Origin of the sequence: Blastomonas sp. RAC04, from assembly GCF_001713435.1 — a bacterium.
Lineage (GTDB): Bacteria > Pseudomonadota > Alphaproteobacteria > Sphingomonadales > Sphingomonadaceae > Blastomonas > Blastomonas fulva.
Window position 1 is genome coordinate 2,345,229 of sequence record NZ_CP016460.1, and the last position, 20,370, is coordinate 2,365,598.

Sequence of the window (20,370 nt, forward strand, 5' to 3'; positions counted from 1 at the left end):
CCTTCAAGCCTCTACCGCATCCAGCCCATAGGCCGTGTGCAGCACGCGCACGGCAAGCTCGGTATAATCCTCTTCGATCAGCACGCTGACCTTGATCTCGCTGGTCGAGATCGCGACGATGTTGACGCCGCGGTCGGCGAGCGCCTTGAACATCGTCGCCGCGACACCGGCATGGCTCTTCATGCCGACGCCGACCACCGAGATCTTGGCGACATTGGTATCGGGGATGATGCGGTTGAAACCGATCTGGTCCTTTGCGGCCTCGAGCAGGTCCATCGAGCGCGCCAGATCGGCGGCAGGCACGGTGAAGGTCACGTCGGTCTCGCCCTTGTCGCGGCCGACATTCTGGATGATCATGTCGACGTTGATCGCAGCTTCCGCGAGCGGGCCGAAGATGTTCGCCACTGCGCCGGGCTTGTCGGGCACGCGGGTCAGCGTGATCTTGGCTTCGTTCTTGTCGTGCGCAATGCCGGTGATCAGCTGGCGTTCCATGTCCATTCCTTCCAGTTCTTCATCGCTGACGATCATCGTGCCGGGGATCGTGTCAGCCGCAGGGGCATCGTCTTCGATGAACGAGGAGAGCACCTGAACGCGCACCCCTTCCTTCATCGCCAGGCCGACAGAGCGGGTCTGCAGCACCTTGGCGCCGACGCTCGCCAGTTCGAGCATTTCCTCATAGGTCACATGGCGAAGCTTGCGCGCCTTGGCGACGATGCGCGGATCGGTAGTGTAGACCCCGTCGACATCGGTGTAGATGTCGCAGCGGTCGGCCTTGACCGCCGCTGCCACCGCGACCGCCGAGGTATCCGATCCGCCGCGCCCAAGGGTGGTGATCCGCCCGTCATGGCTGACGCCCTGAAAGCCCGGGATGACCGCGATCACGCCCTTCTGCATCTCGGCAATCAGCGCATCGGCATCGATCGTCTCGACCCGCGCCTTGGCGTGCGCCTCGACCGTGCGGATCGGCAGTTGCCACCCCAGCCAGCTGCGCGCCTCGGCTCCAAGCGCCTGCAGCGCGATGGCCAGCAGTCCGCTGGTCACCTGCTCGCCGCTGGCGACAACCACGTCGTATTCGGCAGGGTCATACAATGGGTTGGCCTCGCGGCAGAAATTGACCAGACGGTCTGTTTCGCCCGCCATCGCCGAGACGACCACCGCAACCTCGTGCCCGGCGTCCTGCTGACGCTTGACGATGCGCGCAACCCTGCGGATGCGCTCTGTCCCGGCCATCGAAGTGCCGCCGAATTTCATGACGATCCGTGCCATTGCCCGTTCGTACTTTCCCTTATGCGAAGTTCGCCCCTATAGTCGGGCGCTGCCATAGAGAGGCCCCATGATGAACGCAAGCACCGCAACCGCAGAAGCCCGTAACGGAACGATCGACCCCAAAGAGGCCGCGCATTTCGGTCGGCTGGCAGCGGAATGGTGGGACCCGAGGGGCGAATCGGCGATGCTGCATCGGCTCAACCCCGTGCGGCTGGCCTATATCCGCAATGCGATCGATCATCACTGGACCGAGGCCGGCGCTGCGCGCAAGCCGCTGGCGGACAGAAGCGCGATCGATGTGGGCTGCGGCGCGGGACTGCTGACAGAGCCGCTGGCCAGGTTGGGCGCCAAGGTCACCGGGCTGGATGCGGCGGCGGAGAATGTCGCGGCAGCAGTTGCGCATGCATCTGCCGTCGGCCTGACGGTCGATTACCGCTGCGCCGATATCGAGACGCTGGAGGGCGAACAGTTCGACCTCGTCACCTCGATGGAAGTGATCGAGCATGTCACCGATCCGGCCGCGTTCATCGCCGCCTTGGGCCGCGTGCTGGCCCCCGGCGGGCTGATGCTGCTGTCCACCCCCAACCGCACCACGATGTCGCGGATCATGCTGGTCGAGGCTGCCGAACGCATCGGCCAGGTGCCCCGCGGCACGCACGACTGGCACAAGTTCCTGACGCCGGAGGAGCTGAGCGACCTGCTGAGCGCCGCCGGGCTGAGCGTGATCGATACACGCGGCATCGCCTGGGACCCGATCAAGGGCCTGCACCTGAGCGATAATGTGGCGTTGAACTATCTGATGACCGTGGTGCGGACGTGAACATGGAAGATTGCAACGATAAGAAGTTGAGCACAGACGGCTCACGCCGTGCTTTCGTCGCGGGTGCGGTTCTCACCGGGTTGGCCGGGTCGATGGCCTTGCCAGCAGGCGCGAGCGTTGCAAAGGCCGCACCGCTGGCGGGAACCGGCGTCAGGACGCCCGCTCAAGCTCAGATGCGCCAATGGTTCGAAGCCTATCTTGCAGCCTTCAACCGTTCCGATTTTGACGCTTTCGGGCGCTACTATGCCGATGACGTGCAGTTTGCCGGGCAAGCCGCGACCTTGACCGGGCGTCAGGCGGTGATCGACTTCTACCGCAACGCCCATGGCTATCTGCACGAGGAGCTGGAATTGCTCACCTTCGTAGGGGCAGCATCGGGCAACAACTGCCTTGCCGAGCTGCAAACCACCCTGGTCGCACGTCGCGACTGGCCCGACATGCCGACGGGGGCGATGAAGGCGGGCGACCGCCGCCAGAGCATCAATTTCGTGATGTACGACATTGCGGGCGAGCGCTTCACACGGGTGCGCTCGGCCCGGTTCAGCTCGCAGCCGGGTCAGCCGACATGACACAGGAAGACCGCTTTCGCGCGTATATGGCAGCGTTCAATGCCAGCGACTGGGCCAATCTGGTGCCGCATTATTCGCCCGATATACGGCTGGTGATCGGCAGCGGGCGTGAGCTGATCGGACGCGATGCCATCGTCAAATTCTACACCACGGTCAAGGCGACGGCGCAGCGCACCATCGAGATCCGCAACTGTTTTGCCGATGGCAATGTGCTGGCCGCCGAGCTTGAATCCGAATTCGTCGCGCTGCGCGATGCGCCGGACTTCGCGGTGCGCCCGATGATGAAAGGCGACCGCTATTACATCAACAGCTGCGTCGTCTATGATTTCGTCGGCAATGAATACACCCGCATCCGCGCCGGCATCTTCCGCCGGGAGTATCGCCCGCTGAAGGCTTGAACCTGTCCGGCCCCCTGCGCAGGCCGGGGCCTACAGATAATCGGAAGCACTCATACGCTGGTGCGATATGGCGACCCTTTCCCTATTCGTCGAACCCGCCGGGCATATAATCCTCCCTGGCCAAGTCGCTGAACTTAGTGATCTCGCTTTCGAAGCGCAGCTGGACGTTGCCGGTCGAACCATGGCGCTGCTTGGCGACGATCACGGTCGCCTTGTTGGCGGTGGGGCTGAACTTATCCTCCCACTCGCGGTATTTCTGATTGATCTCTTCGTCCGCGGCGGTCTTGGGGTCCATGATCGGGCCATCGGGCTTGACCATCAGCCGGTAATATTCCTCGCGATAGATGAACAGCACGATATCGGCGTCCTGCTCGATCGAGCCGGACTCGCGCAAATCCGAAAGCTGCGGGCGCTTGTCCTCGCGGCTTTCCACCGCGCGGCTGAGCTGCGACAGCGCCATCACCGGCACCTGCAGTTCCTTGGCCAGCGTCTTCAAACCGCGGCTGATCTCCGAAATCTCGTTGACGCGGCCCTCGTTGCGGCCCGTGCCCTGCAGCAGCTGGAGATAATCGACGACGATGAAACCGATATCGTGCTTGCGCTTGAGCCTGCGTGCGCGGGCGCGCAGTGCGGCGATGGTGAGGCCGGGCGTATCGTCGATGAACAGCGGCAGGTCTTCGAGCTCCTGCGAGGCTGTCACCAGCCGCTGGAATTCGTTGCGCGCGATCTGCCCCATGCGCAGCTTTTCCGAGCTAATCCGCGATTGCTCGGCCAGGATACGCGTCGCCAGCTGGTCGGATGACATTTCGAGGCTGAAGAACGCAGTCTTTGCGCCGACATTCTTGTCGTCCTCGATCCCCGCCGCCTTGTCCAGCCGCCAGCGCGAGGCGGCGTTGAAGGCAATGTTGGTGGCGAGCGAGGTCTTGCCCATGCCGGGGCGCGCGGCGAGGATCAGAAGATCGGACGGATGCAGGCCGCCGATCTTGGCGTTGAGATCGGTCAGCCCCGTGGTGACGCCGGAGACGTGCCCACCGCTGTTGAGCGCCTTTTCGACCATGCCGAGCGCAGCGCCGACCGCAACGTTGAAATGCACCGCGCCGCTGGTGTCGCCCTCTCCCTGCGCGACATTGTAGAGCGCGGCTTCCGCCTGCTCGATCTGGCCCAGCGGGTCGACCGCCTCGCTGGTGTCCATGGCCTTGTCGACCAGCGTCCGCCCGACCTGGATCAGCTCGCGCAGCAGCGCGAGGTTATAGATTTGCTCGGCAAAGTCGCGAGCGCCGATCAGGCCGCCGGCATCGCCGGTCAGCCGCGCGAGATAGCGCATCCCGCCAAGCTCGGCGAGACCTGCATCGCTTTCGAAGAACGGCTTGAGCGTCACCGGGGTCACGGTCACGTTCTTGTCGATCAGCCGCATGATCTGCGCGTACAGCCTTTGGTGGACGCTTTCGAAGAAATGCTCCGCCTTGAGCCGCGCGCCAACCTCTTCCGCGATCCGGTTGTCGATCAGCAGCGCGCCCAGAAACGCGGCCTCTGCCTCGATATTGCGCGGCAGCTTGGCTTCGGGGGTGTCGCGCGCGATCGGGGCTGCGATCTGCGGCGGAAGCGCGGGAGGAGGAGCGGACTGGAGCAGGGTGTCTTGGGCCATGCCCATATATTCGCTGCGGACGCTGTGGCGCGCAAGGCACTGCGGCCAATAATCGTGTGGACAAGGCGCCGGACAGCGAGGCTGCCGGGTTTTTCCGCTTGCCCAGCCCCGGTGCATAGGCGAAAGACTGCGGCTTATGTCCGATCCGCGCATCATTCATGTCGAGCTCGACGAGCAGACCATCCTGTGGCGAAACGCGGATATCGAGCAGGAACGGCGCATCGCCATTTTCGACCTGATCGAGGACAATTTCTTCAAGCCGCTCAAGCCCTATCCCGATGATTATTCAGGCCCCTTCCGGCTGAGCCTTGCGGTGTTCGAGGGGCGGCTGGCGATCACCATCGCACGCGAGGACGGCACGCATCTTGAGACACTGGTGCTGGCGCTGGGCCGCTTCCGCCGCCCGATCCGCGAATATTTCGCGATCTGCGACAGCTATTACCAGGCGATCCGCAAGGCGACCGCGCAGGAGATCGAGACGATCGACATGGCACGGCGCGGCGTCCACAACGAGGCGGCGGAACTGCTGGTCGAGCGGCTGCAGGACAAGATCGAGATCGATTTTCCCACCGCAAGGCGGCTGTTCACGCTGATCTGCGTGCTGCACATCAAGGGCTGATCAGCACAACCATGCGGACATCCACCCTGAAACGCTGGACCATTGGCCTTGCGCTGCTCGCGCTGCTGCTCGCCGTGCTGGGCGGGCTGATCTGGGGCGGCATCACCGGATGGGCGCCCTCGCGCAAGGACTATCCGGTGCAGGGGCTGTACGTCAGCGCCAGCGATGGCGATCTCGCCTGGCCGACGCTCGCGGCAATGGGTGCGGATTTCGCCTATGTCCGCGCCAGCGCCGGGGGATCGACCCGCGATCCGCGCTTTGCCGCCAACATCAAGGGCGCGCGGCTCAGCGGAATGCGCTTTGGCCCGGTGCACGAATTCAGCCTGTGCGCGGGCGAGGCGCAGCAGGCCGAGCTGTTCATCACCACCGTGCCGCGCGACCCGGCGATGCTGCCGCCGGTGGTCAGCCTTGAGCTTGACGAGGCCTGCAAGTCCCGTCCCGACCGCGCGATGCTGCTGGGCGAGCTCAACACGTTCTTGAACCAGATCGAAAACCACAGCGGCAAGCCTGCGCTGCTGAGAATTTCATCGGACTTCGAAAGCGCCTATCAGATCAGCGACGGGCTTGCCCGCACCGTGTGGCTGCTGGGCGATTTCGTCCCCCCCGATTATGCCGCCAAGCGCTGGGTGATGTGGCAATCGAGCAGCTTTTACCGGATAAACGGCGCGCCGCAGGGCGTGCGCTGGAATGTGGTGCGACCATGAGTGACGAGACGACGACCCGCGATCTGCTGGAGGCGGCGCGCGGCGCGGCGCTGACCGCCTATGCGCCATATTCGGGCTTCCATGTCGGCGCAGCCTTCCGCTTCGACGATGGCACCGTGATCACCGGCAGCAATTTCGAGAATGCAAGCTATGGCCTTGCCATCTGCGCCGAGACGGCAGCGGCGATCGCCGCGAACCTGCAGGGACGCCGCACCGGGCTGGTCGAGGTTGCGATCATGGGCGGCCCCTTGGGTGATGACGGCGCGCTCGCGCCGACGGCTGCGCCGGTGACCCCCTGCGGCCGATGCCGCCAGGTGATGAACGAACTTGCACAACTGGGCGGGACCGATCCTGTCGTCTATTCGGGCCATGCCACCGGCTGGATCGAGCACCGGCTCTCGGTGCTCTTGCCAGCCGCGTTCGGCCCGGCCAATCTGGAATGACAGCTTAACCCCGTCACCCCCGCGAACGCGGGGGTCCCGCTTTGCACCCGCCAGCGGGATTCCCGCTTTGCCGGGAATGACGAAAATGGAGAGATCGCGAAGTGTCCATCCTTTCCGACAAATGGATCCGCACCCAGGCGCACGACCACGACATGATCGAGCCGTTCGTCGAGGCCCAGAGGCGTGATGGCTGCATATCCTATGGGCTTTCGTCCTATGGCTATGACGCGCGGGTGGCGGACGAGTTCAAGATCTTCACCAACGTCAATTCCTCGGTGGTCGATCCCAAGCAGTTCGATCCCGACAGCTTTGTCGACCGCAAGACCGATGTCTGCATCATCCCGCCCAACTCGTTCGCGCTGGCGCGTACGGTCGAGTATTTCCGCGTGCCACGCGATGTGCTGGTGATCTGCCTGGGCAAATCGACCTATGCGCGCTGCGGGATCATCGTCAACGTCACCCCGCTCGAGCCCGGCTGGGAGGGGCATGTGACGCTGGAGTTCAGCAACACCACCCCGCTGCCCGCGAGGATCTACGCCAATGAAGGCGCATGCCAGTTCCTGTTCCTCAAGGGCAACGAGCCGTGCGAGATCAGCTATGCCGACCGCGCGGGCAAATATATGGGCCAGCGCGGCGTGACGCTGCCGAAACTGTGATCCATAGAACACCGCAACCACAATCAAGCAGGAGAGAGCCGATGTCGCCCAGAGAGAACCGCGAATTCGATGTGATCGTCTATGGCGCCAGTGGCTTTACCGGGCGCCTGGTCGCCGAATATCTGCAGAACACCTACGGCCAGGGCGGCGATGCGCCCAAATGGGCGGTCGCGGCGCGCTCGGCCGACAAGATGGCAGCGGTGCTTGCCGAGATGGGCCTTCCCGCCGACACGCCGGTGGTGGTCGCCGATGCCGACGCGCCCGAGACGATCGAGGCGATGGCCAAGCGCACCAAGGTGGTGCTGACCACGGTCGGCCCGTACCAGCTCTATGGCGAGCCGCTGGTCGCCGCCTGCGCTGCCAATGGCACCGATTATGTCGACCTGTGCGGCGAGCCTGCCTGGATGCGCCAGATGATCGACAAGTATGACGCCGCCGCCAAGGCCAGCGGTGCGCGCATCGTGTTTTCGACGGGTTTCGATTCGATTCCCTTCGATCTGGGCGTGCTGATGCTGCAGAAGGAATGCGTCACCCGCTTCGGCAAGCCTGCCCCGCGGATCAAGGGCCGGGTGCGGGCAATGCAGGGCACCTTCTCGGGCGGTACCGCCGCCTCGCTCAAGGCGACGATGGCTGCTGCTGCCAAGGATCCCGCGGTGCTGGGCTATCTGGTCAACCCGTTCAGCCTGGCAGGAGGCTTCGAAGGCCCTGCCCAGCCCAAGGGCAACAAGCCCGAACACGACGAGGCCCTCGGCAGCTGGGCCGCGCCGTTCATCATGGCGCCGATCAACACCAAGAACGTCCACCGCACCAATGCGCTGCTGGGTCACCCCTATGGACAGGATTTCGTCTATGACGAGATGATGCTCACCGGTCCGGGCGAAAAGGGCGAGGCGATCGCCAAGCACCTCGCCACCACCGACATGATGGGCGGCGAAGGCGGCCCCAAGCCCGGCGAAGGCCCCAGCAAGGAAGAGCGCGAAAACGGTTTCTACGACGTGCTGTTCATCGCCGAGATGCCCGATGGCCAGGTTCAAACCTATGGCGTCAAGGGCGACAAGGACCCCGGCTATGGCTCGACCTCCAAGATGATCGCCGAAAGCGCGCTGTGCCTGGTGCAGGACGTGCCCGCAGGCGAAGGCGGCATCGTGACCCCGGGCGCGGTGCTGGGCGACAAGCTGGTCGCCCGGCTGGTGGCAAAGGCCGGACTGAGCTTCGCGGCGGAATGATCAACAGACCCTCCCCCTCGGGGGAGGGTTTGATGCCATTGCTGCAGCTGCGAACAACAGATGGTTGAACTTTTCGCCAATTGGCGCATATAGCAGCCGCTTGGGGCGACGCACGACACTGATCATTTGAAGAATCGAAAGCATCATGCTCAAGGCCTTGCTGCGCAGAAAGCCGAAACCGGCTGCCCCGATCGATACCGCGAGACTTCCTGACGGTCGGCGTGTCTACGCGATCGGCGATGTGCACGGTCGCCGTGACCTGCTCGACCAGCTGCTCGACCAGATCGTCGCCGACGACCGCGCGCGCGGCGCCGCCGACACCCATATCGTGTTCCTTGGCGACTTGATGGATCGCGGCCCAGACAGCTCGGGCGTGATCGATCGCGCCATCGAGGTGTCGCAATCGCTGGGCGAAAACGCGCATTTCCTGATGGGCAACCATGAAGAGGTGTATCTGGGCGCCGCCAGCGGCGACGAGAAGCTGGTGCGCTTCTTCTGCAAGATCGGCGGGCGCGAGACGATCCTGAGCTATGACATCACGCCGCAGGACTATAACGAGCTGAGCATGGAAGAGCTCGCCGCGCGGATGCCAGCGCTGTTGACGCGCAGGCATGTCGATTTCGTGTCGGGTTTCAAGGATCGCATCGTGATGGGCGATTATGCCTTTGTCCACGCAGGCGTCCGCCCCGGCGTGCCGATCGAGGACCAGCGGCCCAAGGATCTGCGCTGGATCCGCGAGGATTTCATTATGGATGAAGCCCCGCACGACAAACTGATCGTGCACGGCCACACCATCACCGACAACGTCGAGGAATGCCCCAACCGCATCGGAATCGATACCGGTGCCTATATGAGCGGCATGCTCACCGCGCTGTGCCTTGAAGGCGGTGAGCGCTGGTATCTCAAGACCGGACAATAGCCGCCTTCAAGGTGCTTGCGCTGGCCGGAAACTTGGGCCAGCTTGGCCCGCATGCACAAAATTACAACGCTGGTCGCAGCCCTGGCCCTGTTCACTGTCCCCGCGCACGCCGAGGTAGAGGCTGACCCGGCGCGGCTGCGCGCGGATATCGAGAAACTGGTGAGCTTCGGCACCCGTCACACATTGTCCTCGCCCGACCATCCCACTCGCGGAATCGGCGCGGCGCGGCGCTGGGCGGCGGCTGAATTCGCGAAGATCGGCAAGGCCTGTGGCGGCTGCATCACCATCGAGCAGCTCGACCGGCGTTTCACCGGGCCGCGCGCACCCAATGGGGTGAATGTGGTCAACGTGCTGGGCGTGCAGCAGGGCAGCGGCGATCCCGATGACGTGATCATCATCTCCGCACATATCGACAGCCGGGTGTCGGACATCGCCGATTTCACCAGCGATGCCCCCGGCGCGAACGACGACGGATCGGGTGTCGCGCTGGTGCTCGAGGCCGCGCGGGTGCTGAGCAAGCAGAAATTCGCGCCCACCATCATCTATGCGGTGCTCTCGGGCGAAGAGCAGGGCCTGTGGGGTGGGCGGCTGATCGCGGAGACCGCCCGCGCGCGCGGCTGGCGGGTGCGCGCGCTGCTCAACAACGACATCGTCGGCAACACCGAGGGTCAGGATGGCCGCAAGGTCAGCGACCGGGTGCGGGTGTTCTCAGAAGGCATCCGCGCGTCCGAATCGATGACCGAGGCGATGGCCCGGCGCGGCAGCGGCGGCGAGGATGACGGCCCGTCGCGTGCGCTGATGCGCGCCGCACAGCGTGTCGGCAAGGCACGCGGCGACCTTGGCCTTGAAGTCTTCGGAGTGCGCAGGCCCGACCGCTTCAGCCGCGGCGGCGACCATCTTCCTGCGCTGGAGCTGGGCTATCCCGCGATCCGCTTCACCGTTGGCGTGGAAAATTACGACCACCAGCATCAGGACATCCGCCTGGAGGGCGACCGCAAGTTCGGCGACACCATCGACGAGATGGACTTTCCCTATCTCGCACGCGTGACCGCGCTCAACGTCGCGGTGATCCGCGAGCTTGCCAGCGCGCCAGCGGCGCCCGCCAGCGCGATGCTGGGGGGGGCGCTGAGCAGCGACACCCAGGTCAGCTGGGCCGAGGTTCCGGGGGCTGCGCGTTACAAGGTCTATTGGCGCAGGGCCGATGCCCGCGACTGGGAACAATCGGCAGAAACCACCGATTTCAAGATGACCCTGCCCGGCGTGATCGTGGACGATCACTTTGCCGGGGTGGCCGCAATATCGCAAAGCGGCGCGGAGAGCGCGATCACCTTTGCGGGCCTGCCGCCCCGGTAATTTCGCACTGGCGCAGCGCCCTGTTCATAGAGCCTGGGAAGGCGTAGGGAGACCGCATGAACGATTGCTCATCCTGCATTGTCCGAAATCGCGCGATCTGCGCCAGCCTGACCGGGGACGAACTTGCGGTCCTGGGCAAGATGGGTCGGCGGCAGAAGGTCAAGTCTGGCCACACATTGTTGTGGGAAGGCGATGACGCGCCTGTCGTCGCCAATGTGCTCGAAGGCGTATTGAAGCTGGTCGTGTCCGCATCGGACGGGCGCGAGCAGATTGTCGGGGTGGTGTTTCCCTCCGACTTCATCGGCCGCCCCTTCGGCAAGGAAAGCCCCTATAGCGTCACCGCGATGACCGATGCCGAAGTGTGCATCTTCAACCGCAACAGCTTTGACGATTTCGCCAGCGAGCATCCGGACCTGCAGCAGAAGCTGCTGCGCCGCACGCTCGACGAGCTCGACCGGGCGCGGCACTGGATGATGCTGCTTGGCCGCAAGTCGGCTTCCGAGAAAGTCGCATCCTTCCTGCTCGAGATGGCCGATCGGCTGTCCGGCCAGGGCTGCAATGCCGATGGCTCGCTCAACGGCTTCGAACTTCCCTTCGGGCGCCAGCAGATCGCCGACATATTGGGGCTGACGATCGAGACGACCAGCCGCCAGCTCACCCGGATGAAGGGGGATGGCCTGCTCGCCCTGCCATCACGGCGCGAAATCGTGATCCGCAATCGCGCCGCGATGGAGGAATTGGCCGGCTAGCCGCTCATGACACGCTATTGACCCACCCTGATTGCCGCCAGGCAGCGAGCCACATCCCGGCTCCGTCATGGTCAGGCAATACTGTGTCAACTCGATCTACCGCATCAGAACCGGAAACCGAGCCCTGCGCTGATCACCCAGGGGTCAAGCTCGTGCCGGGTACGCAGAACCTCGACCCCGTTGGCGCGCCAGCTGGCGAGCGGGCGCATGAAATAGCGCTTGGCATCGACAGAGACGAACATGCCCTTGTCGTTGATCGGAACATCGACACCCGCCTGCAGTGCGGCACCTACGGTATCGTTGATCTTCTGGCTGGTCGCGCCCAGCGTTCGTGTCGTGGCGCCGGGCTTTTCGTTGATGAAGATGAAGTAGCTGGGCCCCACGCCGACATAGGGCCGAATGCCGCCTGCCTTGCCGAAATGATATTTCAGCGTGACCGTGGCGGGCACGATCTTGGCGTTGGAAACCAGGCCAGCCCCCGCCAGCGCGCCGCGTCCATCGACATCATGCTGGGTGACTCCGGCGATCGTCTCCACCGAGATCGAATCGGCCAGGAAGTATTCGATCGCCACCGTGGGGACAAAATTGTCGTTGGCCTTGGTCTGGCTTCCGGCGGGCAGGCCGATGCGGTCCAGCTTGACGTCCCTGATCTTGCCGTCGGGCGCGACGAGCGTGCCCAGGATCTTGAAATGCACCTCACCGCTTTGCGCCATCGCCTGGCCCGGAACGGCCAGAAGCGCGGCAAGCACGGCGAACGGTACGACAGATTTTTTCATGTGATCACTCCTCCTTGAGTGAACGCATCCCTGGCCCCGGATGCTGGCCAGCGCATTGATGCGGCGCAAAAATTTCGTTGATCGTGATCAATGTTTTGTGGGCCAGCCGGGTCCATCAGCAGCCGTAAGGAAGCGCAAATCCTGATGAGTCTGCGCGCACGGGGACAAGGTATATGGATGGTTTGGTTTTAAGGGCCGGTGGCTGGCTGGGGCTGGCTTTGCTGGCACTCGCGATGGCGATACTGGCGGTCGATTGGCCGTTTGCGGTGCACATGACGATCGTGATGATCGCTTGCCTGGCGGTATTGTGGTTCACGATCAGTCGCGCCGACTATGGCGCGATGGCGCGGGGCATGCTGAAACTGCCCGCCGATCTTGGCCAGTATGACGACGACCCGGTCCGCTGGGGTGTCATTGCGACGCTGTTCTGGGGCGTCGCCGGGATGGCCGCGGGGCTGTTCATCGCGCTGCAGCTCGCCTTCCCCGTGCTCAACCTCAATTTCGAATACACCACCTTCGGACGGCTGCGGCCACTGCACACCTCTGCGGTGATCTTCGCGTTCGGCGGCAATGCGCTGATCGCGACCAGCTTCTATGTCGTCCAGCGCACCTGCCGCGCGCGCCTCGCCTTCCCGTCGATGGCCCGCTTCGTGTTCTGGGGCTATCAGCTGTTCATCGTGCTGGCCGCCACCGGCTATCTTATGGGGGTCACCGAGGCCAAGGAATATGCCGAGCCCGAATGGTATGTCGATCTGTGGCTGACGGTCGTGTGGCTGTGCTACCTCGCGGTTTTCATCGGCACCATCGTGCGCCGCCGCGAGCCGCACATCTATGTCGCCAACTGGTTCTATCTCGCCTTCATCATCACCGTGGCCATGCTCCACGTGGTCAACAACCTGTCGATGCCCGCCTCCATCTTCGGATCGAAGAGCTACTCGGCGTTCGCAGGCGTGCAGGATGCGCTGACCCAGTGGTGGTACGGCCATAACGCGGTCGGCTTCTTCCTGACCGCGGGCTTCCTGGCGATGATGTATTACTTTGTCCCCAAGCAGGCCGAGCGTCCGGTCTACAGCTATCGACTGTCGATCATCCACTTCTGGTCGCTGATCTTCCTGTATATCTGGGCAGGCCCGCACCACCTTCACTACACCGCGCTGCCCGACTGGGCGCAGACGCTGGGCATGGTGTTCTCGATCATGCTGTGGATGCCCAGCTGGGGCGGGATGATCAATGGCCTGATGACGCTCAACGGCGCCTGGGACAAGATCCGCACCGATCCGATCATCCGCATGATGGTGATGGCGCTCGCCTTCTACGGCATGAGCACCTTCGAAGGCCCGATGATGTCGATCAAATGGGTCAACTCGATGTCGCACTACACCGACTGGACTATCGGCCACGTCCACTCCGGCGCTTTGGGCTGGAACGGCATGATCACCTTTGCCTGTGTCTATTATCTGGTGCCGCGCCTGTGGAACCGTCCGCGCCTGTACAGCCTGCGCATGGTCAACTGGCACTTCTGGCTCTCGACCGTGGGCATCGTGTTCTACGCCGCCGCGATGTGGGTCGCCGGCATGATGCAGGGCCTGATGTGGCGCGAATACGGAGCCGACGGATACCTCGTCTACAGCTTCGTCGAAAGCGTCGCGGCGATGCACCCGATGTACCTGATCCGAGCTGCGGGCGGCCTGCTCTATCTCGCCGGGTTCATCGTGATGATCGTCAACGTCTGGGCCACGATCAAGGGCCATATCCGCGAGGAAAAGCCGATGACCGAGACGCCCCACAACCCCGCTGCTGACCGTCCGCTGGTCGCTGCCGCCGCCGTCAAGGGAGCCTGATCATGGCCGACACCAACGCCGAACCGCGCTTCAGCCACAAGAAGCTGGAACGCAACGTCACCCTGCTGGGGCTGGGCGCGCTGGTCGCCGTCGCCATCGGCGGCATCGTCGAGATCGCGCCCTTGTTCTGGATCGACAACACCATCGAGAAGGTGGACGGCATGCGCCCCTACACCCCGCTCGAGCTGTCGGGCCGCAACATCTACATGCGCGAGGGCTGCTATACCTGCCACAGCCAGATGATCCGTCCGTTCCGCGACGAGGTCGAACGCTATGGCCATTACAGCCTGGCCGCAGAAAGCATGTACGACCACCCGTTCCAATGGGGATCCAAGCGCACCGGGCCTGACCTTGCGCGCGTCGGCAACCGCTATTCGGACGAATGGCACCGCGCGCATCTCATCGATCCGCGGAGCGTGGTCGGCGAATCGATCATGCCGCCTTATGCCTTCCTCGCCGAGCGCGAGCTGGACGCAGGCGACATGGCCAATGACCTGACCGCGCTGTCGCGGGTGGGGGTACCCTATGACAAGGCCGCAATCGCCGCCGCCAACGCCGATCTGAAGGCGCAGGCCGATCCGAACGCCGATGGCGCGGCAGAGCTGCAGGCGCGCTATCCCAAGGCGCAGGTCCGCGACTTCGACGGCGATCCGACCCGGATCACCGAGATGGATGCGCTGATCGCCTATTTGCAGATGCTGGGCACTCTGGTCGATGTCGAAAAGGCTGCGCCGCAAGACCAGGGCGCTGCGCCCGCACCCGCCGCTGCTGCGGCAGCGTCTGCGACCGCAAAGGGGGCACGGCCATGAGCTATGATGCGCTGCGCCACTTCGCCGACAGCTGGGGCCTGCTGGCCATGACCGTGCTGTTCCTCGGCCTTATCGCCTGGCCCTTCCGCAAGGGCGCGCGTCAGCACAACCACGACGCGGCAAACATGATCTTCAGGGACGACGACAATGTCTGACAAATCGCGCTTGGACGAACCCACCGGCACCCACACCGTCGGCCATGAATGGGACGGCATCGAGGAGCTCAACACCCCGCTGCCGCGCTGGTGGCTATGGACCTTCTACGCCTGCATCGCCTGGGCAGCGGTCTATGTGGTGCTCTATCCCGCCTGGCCGATGGTCAACAGCGCGACGCAGGGCGTGCTGGGCTGGAGCAGCCGCGGCGATCTGGAAAAGGAAATGGCGGGCCACACCGCGCGGCGCGCCCCGATCGTGGGCGCCATCGCCTCCATGCCGATTTCCGCCCTGCCCTCAAAGCCCGAGCTGCTCGAAGCGGCGATCCAGGGCGGCAGCGCTGCGTTCAAGGTGCATTGCGTGCAGTGCCATGGCGCGGGCGGCGCAGGCGTTGTCGGCCTCTATCCCAGCCTGACCGATGACGACTGGCTGTGGGGCGGCGATCTTGCCAGTATCGAGACCACGCTGATCCATGGCATCCGCAATCCGGACCATGACCAGACCCGCCTCAACGTGATGCCCGCATTTGGCCGCGACGGCATATTGGACAGCGCCGCGATCAACGATCTGGTCAGCCATGTCCGCGTGATCAGCCGCCAGGAAAAACCCAGCGCTGCTTCCGAGCGCGGCGCCGCATTGTTCGAGAACAACTGTGTGGCGTGCCATGGCACCAGTGGCGAAGGCATTCGCGAGCTCGGCGCGCCTAAGCTGACCGATGCGGTATGGCTTTACGGCGGGAGCCGCGATGCCATCGCGAAGACCATCCACAACCCCCGCAACGGCGTGATGCCGCGCTGGAACGACAAGCTGGACGCGGTGACGATCCGCATGCTGGCGGCCTATGTCCACTCGCTGGGCGGCGGCGAGGATGCACCCGCACCGATCGCGCCTTCGGCTGCAGAAGCGGCCGCCGTCCCCGACAAGGTCCCGGCCAATGGCTAATCCAGACGTGCTTGCAGGCAGCGAGGGCCCGCTCTACGCCGCCCGCAAGGGTGTCTACCCCAAGAAGGTGGACGGCACCTTCCGCCGCCTGAAATGGGTGATCATGGCGGTCACCCTGGCGATCTATTACGGCACGCCGTGGATCCGCTGGGACCGGGGCCCCTATGCGCCCGATCAGGCGGTGCTGGTCGATCTGGCCAACCGGCGGTTCTACATGTTTCAGATAGAGATCTGGCCGCATGAGTTCTATTATGTCGCGGGCCTGCTGATCATGGCGGGGATCGGGCTGTTCCTCGTCACCAGCGCGGTCGGCCGCGCCTGGTGCGGCTATGCCTGCCCGCAGACGGTGTGGACCGATCTGTTCCAGCATGTCGACCGGCTGGTCGATGGCGATCGGAACGCGCAGATCCGGCTCGCCAATGGCCCGTGGACCGCCGAAAAGATCGCGAGGCGCGCGGCCAAATACGCGATCTACCTTGCCATCGCTTTCTGGACCGGCGGCGCGTGGATCATGTATTTCGCCGACGCGCCGACGCTGACCCGCGATTTCTGGGCCGGCGATGCGGCGTTCATTGCCTATGGCACCGTCGCCGCGCTGACCGCGACGACCTTCGTGCTCGGCGGCTTCATGCGCGAGCAGGTGTGCATCTATATGTGCCCCTGGCCGCGTATCCAGACCGCGATGATGGACGAAAAATCGCTGCTGGTGACCTACAAGGACTGGCGCGGCGAGCCGCGCGGCAGCCTCAAGAAGGCGCTGGCGCATCCTGGATCGGTCGGTGATTGCGTCGATTGCAACCAGTGCGTCGCGGTCTGCCCCACCGGTATCGACATCCGCGAAGGACCGCAGATCGGCTGCATCACCTGCGCCTTGTGCATCGATGCCTGCGACACCGTGATGGCGCAGGTCGGTCGCCCGCGCGGGCTGATCGACTATTGCGCGCTCGATGATGTCGCGGTCGAAAAGGCGGGCGGCACCGCTCCGCCGGTGCTCAAGACGCTGCTGCGTCCGCGGCTGATGGTCTATCTCGGTATCTGGAGCGCGATCGGCGCGGCGATGCTGTTCTCGCTGGGCGAACGCACCCGGCTAGATCTTGCCGTCCAGCACGAGCGCAGCCCGCTGTTCGTCCAGCTGTCCGACGGGATGATCCGCAACAACTACACGCTCAAGCTGCGCAACATGGAAACCCGCCCGCGCAAGGTCGCGATCACGGTCAGCGGCCTGCCCGGCGCGCAATTGTGGACCGAGAACGGATCGCGCGAAAAAGCCAGCCAGCGAGTCTTGATGACGATCTCGCCCGACAGCGTCACCCGCGTCCGCCTGTTCGTCGCAGCGCCGTCCGACGGCCCGGCGCGGCAGGACTTCACAATCGCCACGATCGGCCGCGATGGCGACCCGCGCGGCGATGAAGACACCATCCAGTTCGATCGCCCGGAGGCACAATGATGAGCACCCTGCCCGCAAAGAAGCTGTTCACCGGCTGGCACATGACCGCAATCCTGGTCGGGTTCTTCGCCATCGTCATGGCGGTGAACTTCACCATGGCGCGGCTGGCCTATTCGACCTTTGGCGGCAAGGTGGTCGAAAACAGCTATGTCGCCAGCCAGCAGTACAACGATCTGCTCGCCCGCGCAGAGGTACAGGACCAGATGGGCTGGACCCAGTCGGTGTGGCTCGATCGGACCCGGCACATGCGCATCACACTGGGGCAGGATGGCCGGCCGCTTGCGATTACGAGCGCCACCGCCACGGTCAGCCACCCGCTGGGCAGCGTGCCTTCGCGCACGCTGACGATGGTGCGCGATGGCAAGGGCGGAATGATCTCCACCGCCCCGCTGGAGCAGGGCCGCTGGCGGGTGGACCTGATCGTCCGCCACGACGCGCAGGAAGCCCGCTACCGGAGCGACGTGCGATGAACGCGTTCGCCAGCCTCGCCCCCCGCCCCGCCCCGCGGCCGGCAACCCCGCCCGCGCTGATCGAGCGCGACTTTGCCGTGCCAGATATCCGCTGCGCGGGCTGCATATCCAAGCTTGAGCAGGGCCTGGTGCGCGACTCGCGCATTCATTCGGCGCGGGTCAACTTCACCGAAAAGCGGGTGCACGTCTCGTGCACCGCCGATGCGCAGATGCCCGATCTGCTGGGCGCGTTCACCTCACTGGGGTTCGAGGCGCATCCGATCGGCGATGGCCCGAAGGACATCGACCCCGATGCGGCAAACAGCCGCGAACTGCTGCGCGCGGTCGCGGTGTCCGGCTTTGCGATGATGAACATCATGCTGCTGTCGGTTTCGGTCTGGTCGGGGGCGGCTGGCGTGACCCGCGACCTGTTCCACTGGCTCTCGGCGATGATCGCGCTGCCGACCATCGCCTATGCAGGCCGCCCGTTCTTCCGCTCGGCCTGGCGCGCGCTTGCGCATGGCCACACCAACATGGACGTGCCGATCAGCATCGGCGTCACGCTGGCCACCGCCCTCAGCCTCTACGAGACTGCGACCCACGGCCCGCATGCCTATTTCGACAGCGCGGTGATGCTGCTGTTCTTCCTGCTGTGCGGCCGCTGGCTCGACAGCGTGATGCGGGACCGCGCGCGTGGAGGCGTGACCGCGCTGCTGCGCAACATGGGCACCGGCGCAATGGTGTTCGATTCAGATGGCTCCACCCGCTGGGTCGATGCGACAGCGCTCAACCCCGGCATGGTCATGCTGGTCGCGGCAGGCGAGCGGCTGGCGGCCGACGGCGTGATCGTTGCTGGCGCCAGCCGGATCGACCTGTCGCTGCTCACCGGCGAGAGCGCGCCGCAGGAAGCGGGGATGGACGATGTCGTGCATGCCGGAACGCTCAACCTGGAAACTCCGATCCGGGTGCGCGTGACCGCCGCGGGCACCGACACCGCGATTGCCGATATCGCGCGACTCATGGGCGAGGCATCGCAGGGCAAGTCGCGCTATGTCCGCATCGCTGACCGCGCCGCAAGGCTCTATGCGCCTGCCGTCCACACGCTTGCTCTGATGGCATTTGGCGGCTGGATGCTGGCTGGCGCAGGCTGGCACGATGCGCTGCTGATCTCGGTCGCGGTGCTGATCATCACCTGCCCCTGCGCGCTGGGCCTTGCCGTTCCCGCCGCGCAGATCGTGGCGGCAGGCGCGTTGATGAAGGTCGGCGTGCTGATCAAGGATGGCTCCGCGCTCGAGCGACTGGCCGAGGTCGACCGCGCGCTGATCGACAAGACCGGCACGCTGACCCTGGGTCGCCCGGTCGCGAGCAACCTCTACGAAATTGCGCCCGAGCACCACGCGCTGCTGCTCGCGCTGGCCCGCGCGAGCCGCCATCCCTTGAGCGCCGCGCTGACCCGAGATCTGGGGGCGCAGGGAATTGCTGCGGCGGAAGTCACCCACGTGCAGGAAACGCCGGGCTTTGGCGTCGAGGCACAATGGCAGGGCCATATCGTCACTTTGGGCCGCCCCCAGCAGGGCGATGCGGGCACCGAGCTTGCCACCGAGCTTGCCATCGACATGCAGCCGGTCGCGTTGGTGCGCTTTGCCGATGCGCTGCGCCCCGATGCTATCGATGCCATCGCCGCGCTGAAGGCGCAGGGCATCGACGCGATGATCCTGTCGGGAGATCGCGCCGCCGCGGTTGCCCCAGTCGCGCGCACCCTGGGCCTCACCGCGATCACCGGCATGAGCCCGCAGGAAAAGCTCGCTGCGATCGCACGCCACACCGGCGCCGGGCACAAGGTGCTGATGATCGGCGACGGGCTCAACGATGGCCCCGCGCTCGCCGCAGGCCACGCCTCGATGGCGCCGGGCAGCGCCAGCGATGTCGGCAAGAACGCCTCCGACTGCATCTTCCTTGGCGACCGGCTGATGCCCGTTGCCGACACCATCCGCATGGCGCGGCGGACGCAAGCCATCGTCCGGCAGAATTTCATGCTCGCCATCGGCTACAACGTCATCGCGGTGCCACTGGCATTCGCCGGGCTGGTGACGCCGCTGGTCGCCGCGCTCGCGATGTCGGGATCTTCGCTGATCGTGGTCAGCAACGCCTTGCGCCTCAAGAGGACCTTGAAATGAACGGTCTCCTCGTTCTCATCCCCATCGCGCTGTTTCTCGGGCTGCTCGGGCTCGCGGCGTTCTTCTGGTCGCTCAAGCGCGGCCAGTTCGACGACATGGATGGCGCCGCGCTGCGCATCTTTGTCGAGGACGAAGAGGACAAGGCGGTGCAGCCATGAACCCGCTCGCAAGGGACCTGCGCGCGATCTGTGCACTGCTGATCGCCACCGCCATGATCCACGCCCCGCTCGCCCGGGCAGACGCGCAGATGATCGCGGTGAGCAACTGCAACGGCGGCATGAGCCTGCTGGTCATCCCGAAGGACGACAGCGCCCCGGGCAAAAGCGGCGGCAATGACTGCGCCAAGGCATGCCATGGCATGTGCGAGCGGCGGGGCAAGAGCCTGAAACGGGGATAGGCCAGGCACTTC

Annotated in this window: 23 protein-coding genes; 20 read left to right on the forward strand and 3 right to left on the reverse strand. The window is 64.7% G+C overall.

What is annotated here, in order from left to right:
• Positions 1-3: 3 nt before the first annotated feature.
• On the reverse strand, positions 4-1,266 hold the full coding sequence (locus BSY18_RS11925; protein ID WP_054133987.1) for an aspartate kinase: 1,263 nt from the start codon (positions 1,264-1,266) through the stop codon (positions 4-6).
• A 70-nt stretch (positions 1,267-1,336) separates the two neighbouring features.
• Between BSY18_RS11925 and ubiG the strand changes: the two genes are divergently transcribed.
• The 3 genes from ubiG (at position 1,337) to BSY18_RS11940 (ending at position 3,053) form a co-directional block, all read left to right on the forward strand.
• Entirely contained in the window at positions 1,337-2,086 is a 750-nt protein-coding gene (gene ubiG, locus BSY18_RS11930) for a bifunctional 2-polyprenyl-6-hydroxyphenol methylase/3-demethylubiquinol 3-O-methyltransferase UbiG (RefSeq protein WP_069051888.1), read from the forward strand.
• Positions 2,087-2,178: 92 nt separating this feature from the next.
• Positions 2,179-2,655: a nuclear transport factor 2 family protein gene (locus BSY18_RS11935; RefSeq protein ID WP_171900226.1), complete on the forward strand. Its 477-nt coding sequence runs from the start codon at positions 2,179-2,181 to the stop codon at positions 2,653-2,655.
• Positions 2,652-3,053 (forward strand): nuclear transport factor 2 family protein, encoded by a 402-nt coding sequence (locus tag BSY18_RS11940; RefSeq protein WP_069050742.1) that lies wholly within the window; start codon positions 2,652-2,654, stop codon positions 3,051-3,053. Before BSY18_RS11935 ends, BSY18_RS11940 begins: the two co-directional genes overlap by 4 nt.
• Positions 3,054-3,135: 82 nt before the next feature.
• On the opposite strand, the gene BSY18_RS11945 is transcribed toward BSY18_RS11940, so the two are convergent.
• Positions 3,136-4,698: a replicative DNA helicase gene (locus BSY18_RS11945; protein ID WP_231683754.1), complete on the reverse strand. Its 1,563-nt coding sequence runs from the start codon at positions 4,696-4,698 to the stop codon at positions 3,136-3,138.
• Between the two features lie 136 nt (positions 4,699-4,834).
• On the opposite strand from BSY18_RS11945, the gene BSY18_RS11950 reads away from it, so the two are divergent.
• The 8 genes from BSY18_RS11950 (at position 4,835) to BSY18_RS11985 (ending at position 11,367) form a co-directional block, all read left to right on the forward strand.
• Positions 4,835-5,317 (forward strand): UPF0262 family protein, encoded by a 483-nt coding sequence (locus BSY18_RS11950; protein WP_054133984.1) that lies wholly within the window; start codon positions 4,835-4,837, stop codon positions 5,315-5,317.
• Between the two features lie 11 nt (positions 5,318-5,328).
• Positions 5,329-6,021: a glycoside hydrolase family 25 protein gene (locus BSY18_RS11955; RefSeq protein ID WP_069050743.1), complete on the forward strand. Its 693-nt coding sequence runs from the start codon at positions 5,329-5,331 to the stop codon at positions 6,019-6,021.
• A complete protein-coding gene (locus BSY18_RS11960) occupies positions 6,000-6,464 on the forward strand; it encodes a cytidine deaminase (protein WP_335617689.1) in 465 nt (154 codons plus the stop codon). Before BSY18_RS11955 ends, BSY18_RS11960 begins: the two co-directional genes overlap by 22 nt.
• Positions 6,465-6,565: 101 nt before the next feature.
• Entirely contained in the window at positions 6,566-7,120 is a 555-nt protein-coding gene (gene dcd / locus BSY18_RS11965; RefSeq protein ID WP_069050745.1) for a dCTP deaminase, read from the forward strand.
• 41 nt (positions 7,121-7,161) lie between these two features.
• Positions 7,162-8,346, forward strand: a complete 1,185-nt coding sequence (locus BSY18_RS11970) for a saccharopine dehydrogenase family protein (RefSeq protein WP_069050746.1) — start codon at positions 7,162-7,164, stop codon at positions 8,344-8,346.
• 145 nt (positions 8,347-8,491) lie between these two features.
• Positions 8,492-9,265 carry a metallophosphoesterase family protein gene (locus tag BSY18_RS11975; protein WP_069050747.1) on the forward strand — a complete coding sequence of 258 codons (774 nt, stop codon included), beginning with the start codon at positions 8,492-8,494 and terminating at the stop codon, positions 9,263-9,265.
• A gap of 51 nt (positions 9,266-9,316) precedes the next feature.
• The gene (locus BSY18_RS11980; RefSeq protein ID WP_069050748.1) at positions 9,317-10,618 is read left to right on the forward strand and encodes a M20/M25/M40 family metallo-hydrolase; all 1,302 of its coding nucleotides are present in this window, start codon (positions 9,317-9,319) and stop codon (positions 10,616-10,618) included.
• A 56-nt stretch (positions 10,619-10,674) separates the two neighbouring features.
• On the forward strand, positions 10,675-11,367 hold the full coding sequence (locus BSY18_RS11985; RefSeq protein WP_054133977.1) for a Crp/Fnr family transcriptional regulator: 693 nt from the start codon (positions 10,675-10,677) through the stop codon (positions 11,365-11,367).
• A gap of 104 nt (positions 11,368-11,471) precedes the next feature.
• On the opposite strand, the gene BSY18_RS11990 is transcribed toward BSY18_RS11985, so the two are convergent.
• Positions 11,472-12,143, reverse strand: coding sequence for an OmpW/AlkL family protein (locus BSY18_RS11990; protein WP_054133976.1), 672 nt, complete (start codon positions 12,141-12,143; stop codon positions 11,472-11,474).
• A gap of 173 nt (positions 12,144-12,316) precedes the next feature.
• On the opposite strand from BSY18_RS11990, the gene ccoN reads away from it, so the two are divergent.
• From ccoN to BSY18_RS12035, 9 genes are read left to right on the forward strand one after another with little or no spacing between them, the layout of a single operon-like run.
• Positions 12,317-13,984, forward strand: a complete 1,668-nt coding sequence (gene ccoN, locus BSY18_RS11995) for a cytochrome-c oxidase, cbb3-type subunit I (protein ID WP_069050749.1) — start codon at positions 12,317-12,319, stop codon at positions 13,982-13,984.
• A gap of 2 nt (positions 13,985-13,986) precedes the next feature.
• On the forward strand, positions 13,987-14,793 hold the full coding sequence (ccoO, locus tag BSY18_RS12000; protein WP_054133974.1) for a cytochrome-c oxidase, cbb3-type subunit II: 807 nt from the start codon (positions 13,987-13,989) through the stop codon (positions 14,791-14,793).
• On the forward strand, positions 14,790-14,948 hold the full coding sequence (locus tag BSY18_RS12005; protein WP_069050750.1) for a cbb3-type cytochrome c oxidase subunit 3: 159 nt from the start codon (positions 14,790-14,792) through the stop codon (positions 14,946-14,948). Before ccoO ends, BSY18_RS12005 begins: the two co-directional genes overlap by 4 nt.
• Complete coding sequence (ccoP, locus tag BSY18_RS12010; RefSeq protein ID WP_069050751.1) at positions 14,941-15,888, forward strand: cytochrome-c oxidase, cbb3-type subunit III; 948 nt, start codon at positions 14,941-14,943, stop codon at positions 15,886-15,888. The genes BSY18_RS12005 and ccoP overlap by 8 nt, the downstream gene beginning before the upstream one ends.
• Positions 15,881-17,335: a cytochrome c oxidase accessory protein CcoG gene (gene ccoG, locus BSY18_RS12015; protein WP_069050752.1), complete on the forward strand. Its 1,455-nt coding sequence runs from the start codon at positions 15,881-15,883 to the stop codon at positions 17,333-17,335. The genes ccoP and ccoG overlap by 8 nt, the downstream gene beginning before the upstream one ends.
• Positions 17,332-17,805 (forward strand): FixH family protein, encoded by a 474-nt coding sequence (locus tag BSY18_RS12020; RefSeq protein ID WP_236823354.1) that lies wholly within the window; start codon positions 17,332-17,334, stop codon positions 17,803-17,805. The genes ccoG and BSY18_RS12020 overlap by 4 nt, the downstream gene beginning before the upstream one ends.
• The gene (locus tag BSY18_RS12025) at positions 17,802-19,961 is read left to right on the forward strand and encodes a heavy metal translocating P-type ATPase (protein WP_083231443.1); all 2,160 of its coding nucleotides are present in this window, start codon (positions 17,802-17,804) and stop codon (positions 19,959-19,961) included. The genes BSY18_RS12020 and BSY18_RS12025 overlap by 4 nt, the downstream gene beginning before the upstream one ends.
• On the forward strand, positions 19,958-20,119 hold the full coding sequence (gene ccoS / locus BSY18_RS12030) for a cbb3-type cytochrome oxidase assembly protein CcoS (RefSeq protein ID WP_054133970.1): 162 nt from the start codon (positions 19,958-19,960) through the stop codon (positions 20,117-20,119). Before BSY18_RS12025 ends, ccoS begins: the two co-directional genes overlap by 4 nt.
• A complete protein-coding gene (locus BSY18_RS12035) occupies positions 20,116-20,358 on the forward strand; it encodes a hypothetical protein (protein ID WP_069050753.1) in 243 nt (80 codons plus the stop codon). The genes ccoS and BSY18_RS12035 overlap by 4 nt, the downstream gene beginning before the upstream one ends.
• Positions 20,359-20,370: the final 12 nt, after the last annotated feature.

Excerpts from the sequence above, each read along its gene's own strand:
- BSY18_RS11955 (WP_069050743.1), top strand. The coding sequence starts at position 5,329 with ATGCGGACATCCACCCTGAAACGCTGGACCATTGGCCTTGCGCTGCTC.
- ccoP (WP_069050751.1), top strand. The coding sequence starts at position 14,941 with ATGTCTGACAAATCGCGCTTGGACGAACCCACCGGCACCCACACCGTC.
- BSY18_RS12005 (WP_069050750.1), top strand. The coding sequence starts at position 14,790 with ATGAGCTATGATGCGCTGCGCCACTTCGCCGACAGCTGGGGCCTGCTG.
- BSY18_RS11975 (WP_069050747.1), top strand. The coding sequence starts at position 8,492 with ATGCTCAAGGCCTTGCTGCGCAGAAAGCCGAAACCGGCTGCCCCGATC.
- BSY18_RS11935 (WP_171900226.1), top strand. The coding sequence starts at position 2,179 with ATGGCCTTGCCAGCAGGCGCGAGCGTTGCAAAGGCCGCACCGCTGGCG.
- BSY18_RS11950 (WP_054133984.1), top strand. The coding sequence starts at position 4,835 with ATGTCCGATCCGCGCATCATTCATGTCGAGCTCGACGAGCAGACCATC.
- ubiG (WP_069051888.1), top strand. The coding sequence starts at position 1,337 with ATGAACGCAAGCACCGCAACCGCAGAAGCCCGTAACGGAACGATCGAC.
- ccoS (WP_054133970.1), top strand. The coding sequence starts at position 19,958 with ATGAACGGTCTCCTCGTTCTCATCCCCATCGCGCTGTTTCTCGGGCTG.
- BSY18_RS12020 (WP_236823354.1), top strand. The coding sequence starts at position 17,332 with ATGATGAGCACCCTGCCCGCAAAGAAGCTGTTCACCGGCTGGCACATG.
- BSY18_RS12025 (WP_083231443.1), top strand. The coding sequence starts at position 17,802 with ATGAACGCGTTCGCCAGCCTCGCCCCCCGCCCCGCCCCGCGGCCGGCA.
- BSY18_RS11925 (WP_054133987.1), bottom strand. The coding sequence starts at position 1,266 with ATGGCACGGATCGTCATGAAATTCGGCGGCACTTCGATGGCCGGGACA.
- BSY18_RS11940 (WP_069050742.1), top strand. The coding sequence starts at position 2,652 with ATGACACAGGAAGACCGCTTTCGCGCGTATATGGCAGCGTTCAATGCC.
- ccoG (WP_069050752.1), top strand. The coding sequence starts at position 15,881 with ATGGCTAATCCAGACGTGCTTGCAGGCAGCGAGGGCCCGCTCTACGCC.
- ccoO (WP_054133974.1), top strand. The coding sequence starts at position 13,987 with ATGGCCGACACCAACGCCGAACCGCGCTTCAGCCACAAGAAGCTGGAA.
- BSY18_RS11945 (WP_231683754.1), bottom strand. The coding sequence starts at position 4,698 with ATGGCCCAAGACACCCTGCTCCAGTCCGCTCCTCCTCCCGCGCTTCCG.
- BSY18_RS12035 (WP_069050753.1), top strand. The coding sequence starts at position 20,116 with ATGAACCCGCTCGCAAGGGACCTGCGCGCGATCTGTGCACTGCTGATC.
- BSY18_RS11990 (WP_054133976.1), bottom strand. The coding sequence starts at position 12,143 with ATGAAAAAATCTGTCGTACCGTTCGCCGTGCTTGCCGCGCTTCTGGCC.
- BSY18_RS11985 (WP_054133977.1), top strand. The coding sequence starts at position 10,675 with ATGAACGATTGCTCATCCTGCATTGTCCGAAATCGCGCGATCTGCGCC.
- BSY18_RS11970 (WP_069050746.1), top strand. The coding sequence starts at position 7,162 with ATGTCGCCCAGAGAGAACCGCGAATTCGATGTGATCGTCTATGGCGCC.
- ccoN (WP_069050749.1), top strand. The coding sequence starts at position 12,317 with ATGGATGGTTTGGTTTTAAGGGCCGGTGGCTGGCTGGGGCTGGCTTTG.
- BSY18_RS11980 (WP_069050748.1), top strand. The coding sequence starts at position 9,317 with ATGCACAAAATTACAACGCTGGTCGCAGCCCTGGCCCTGTTCACTGTC.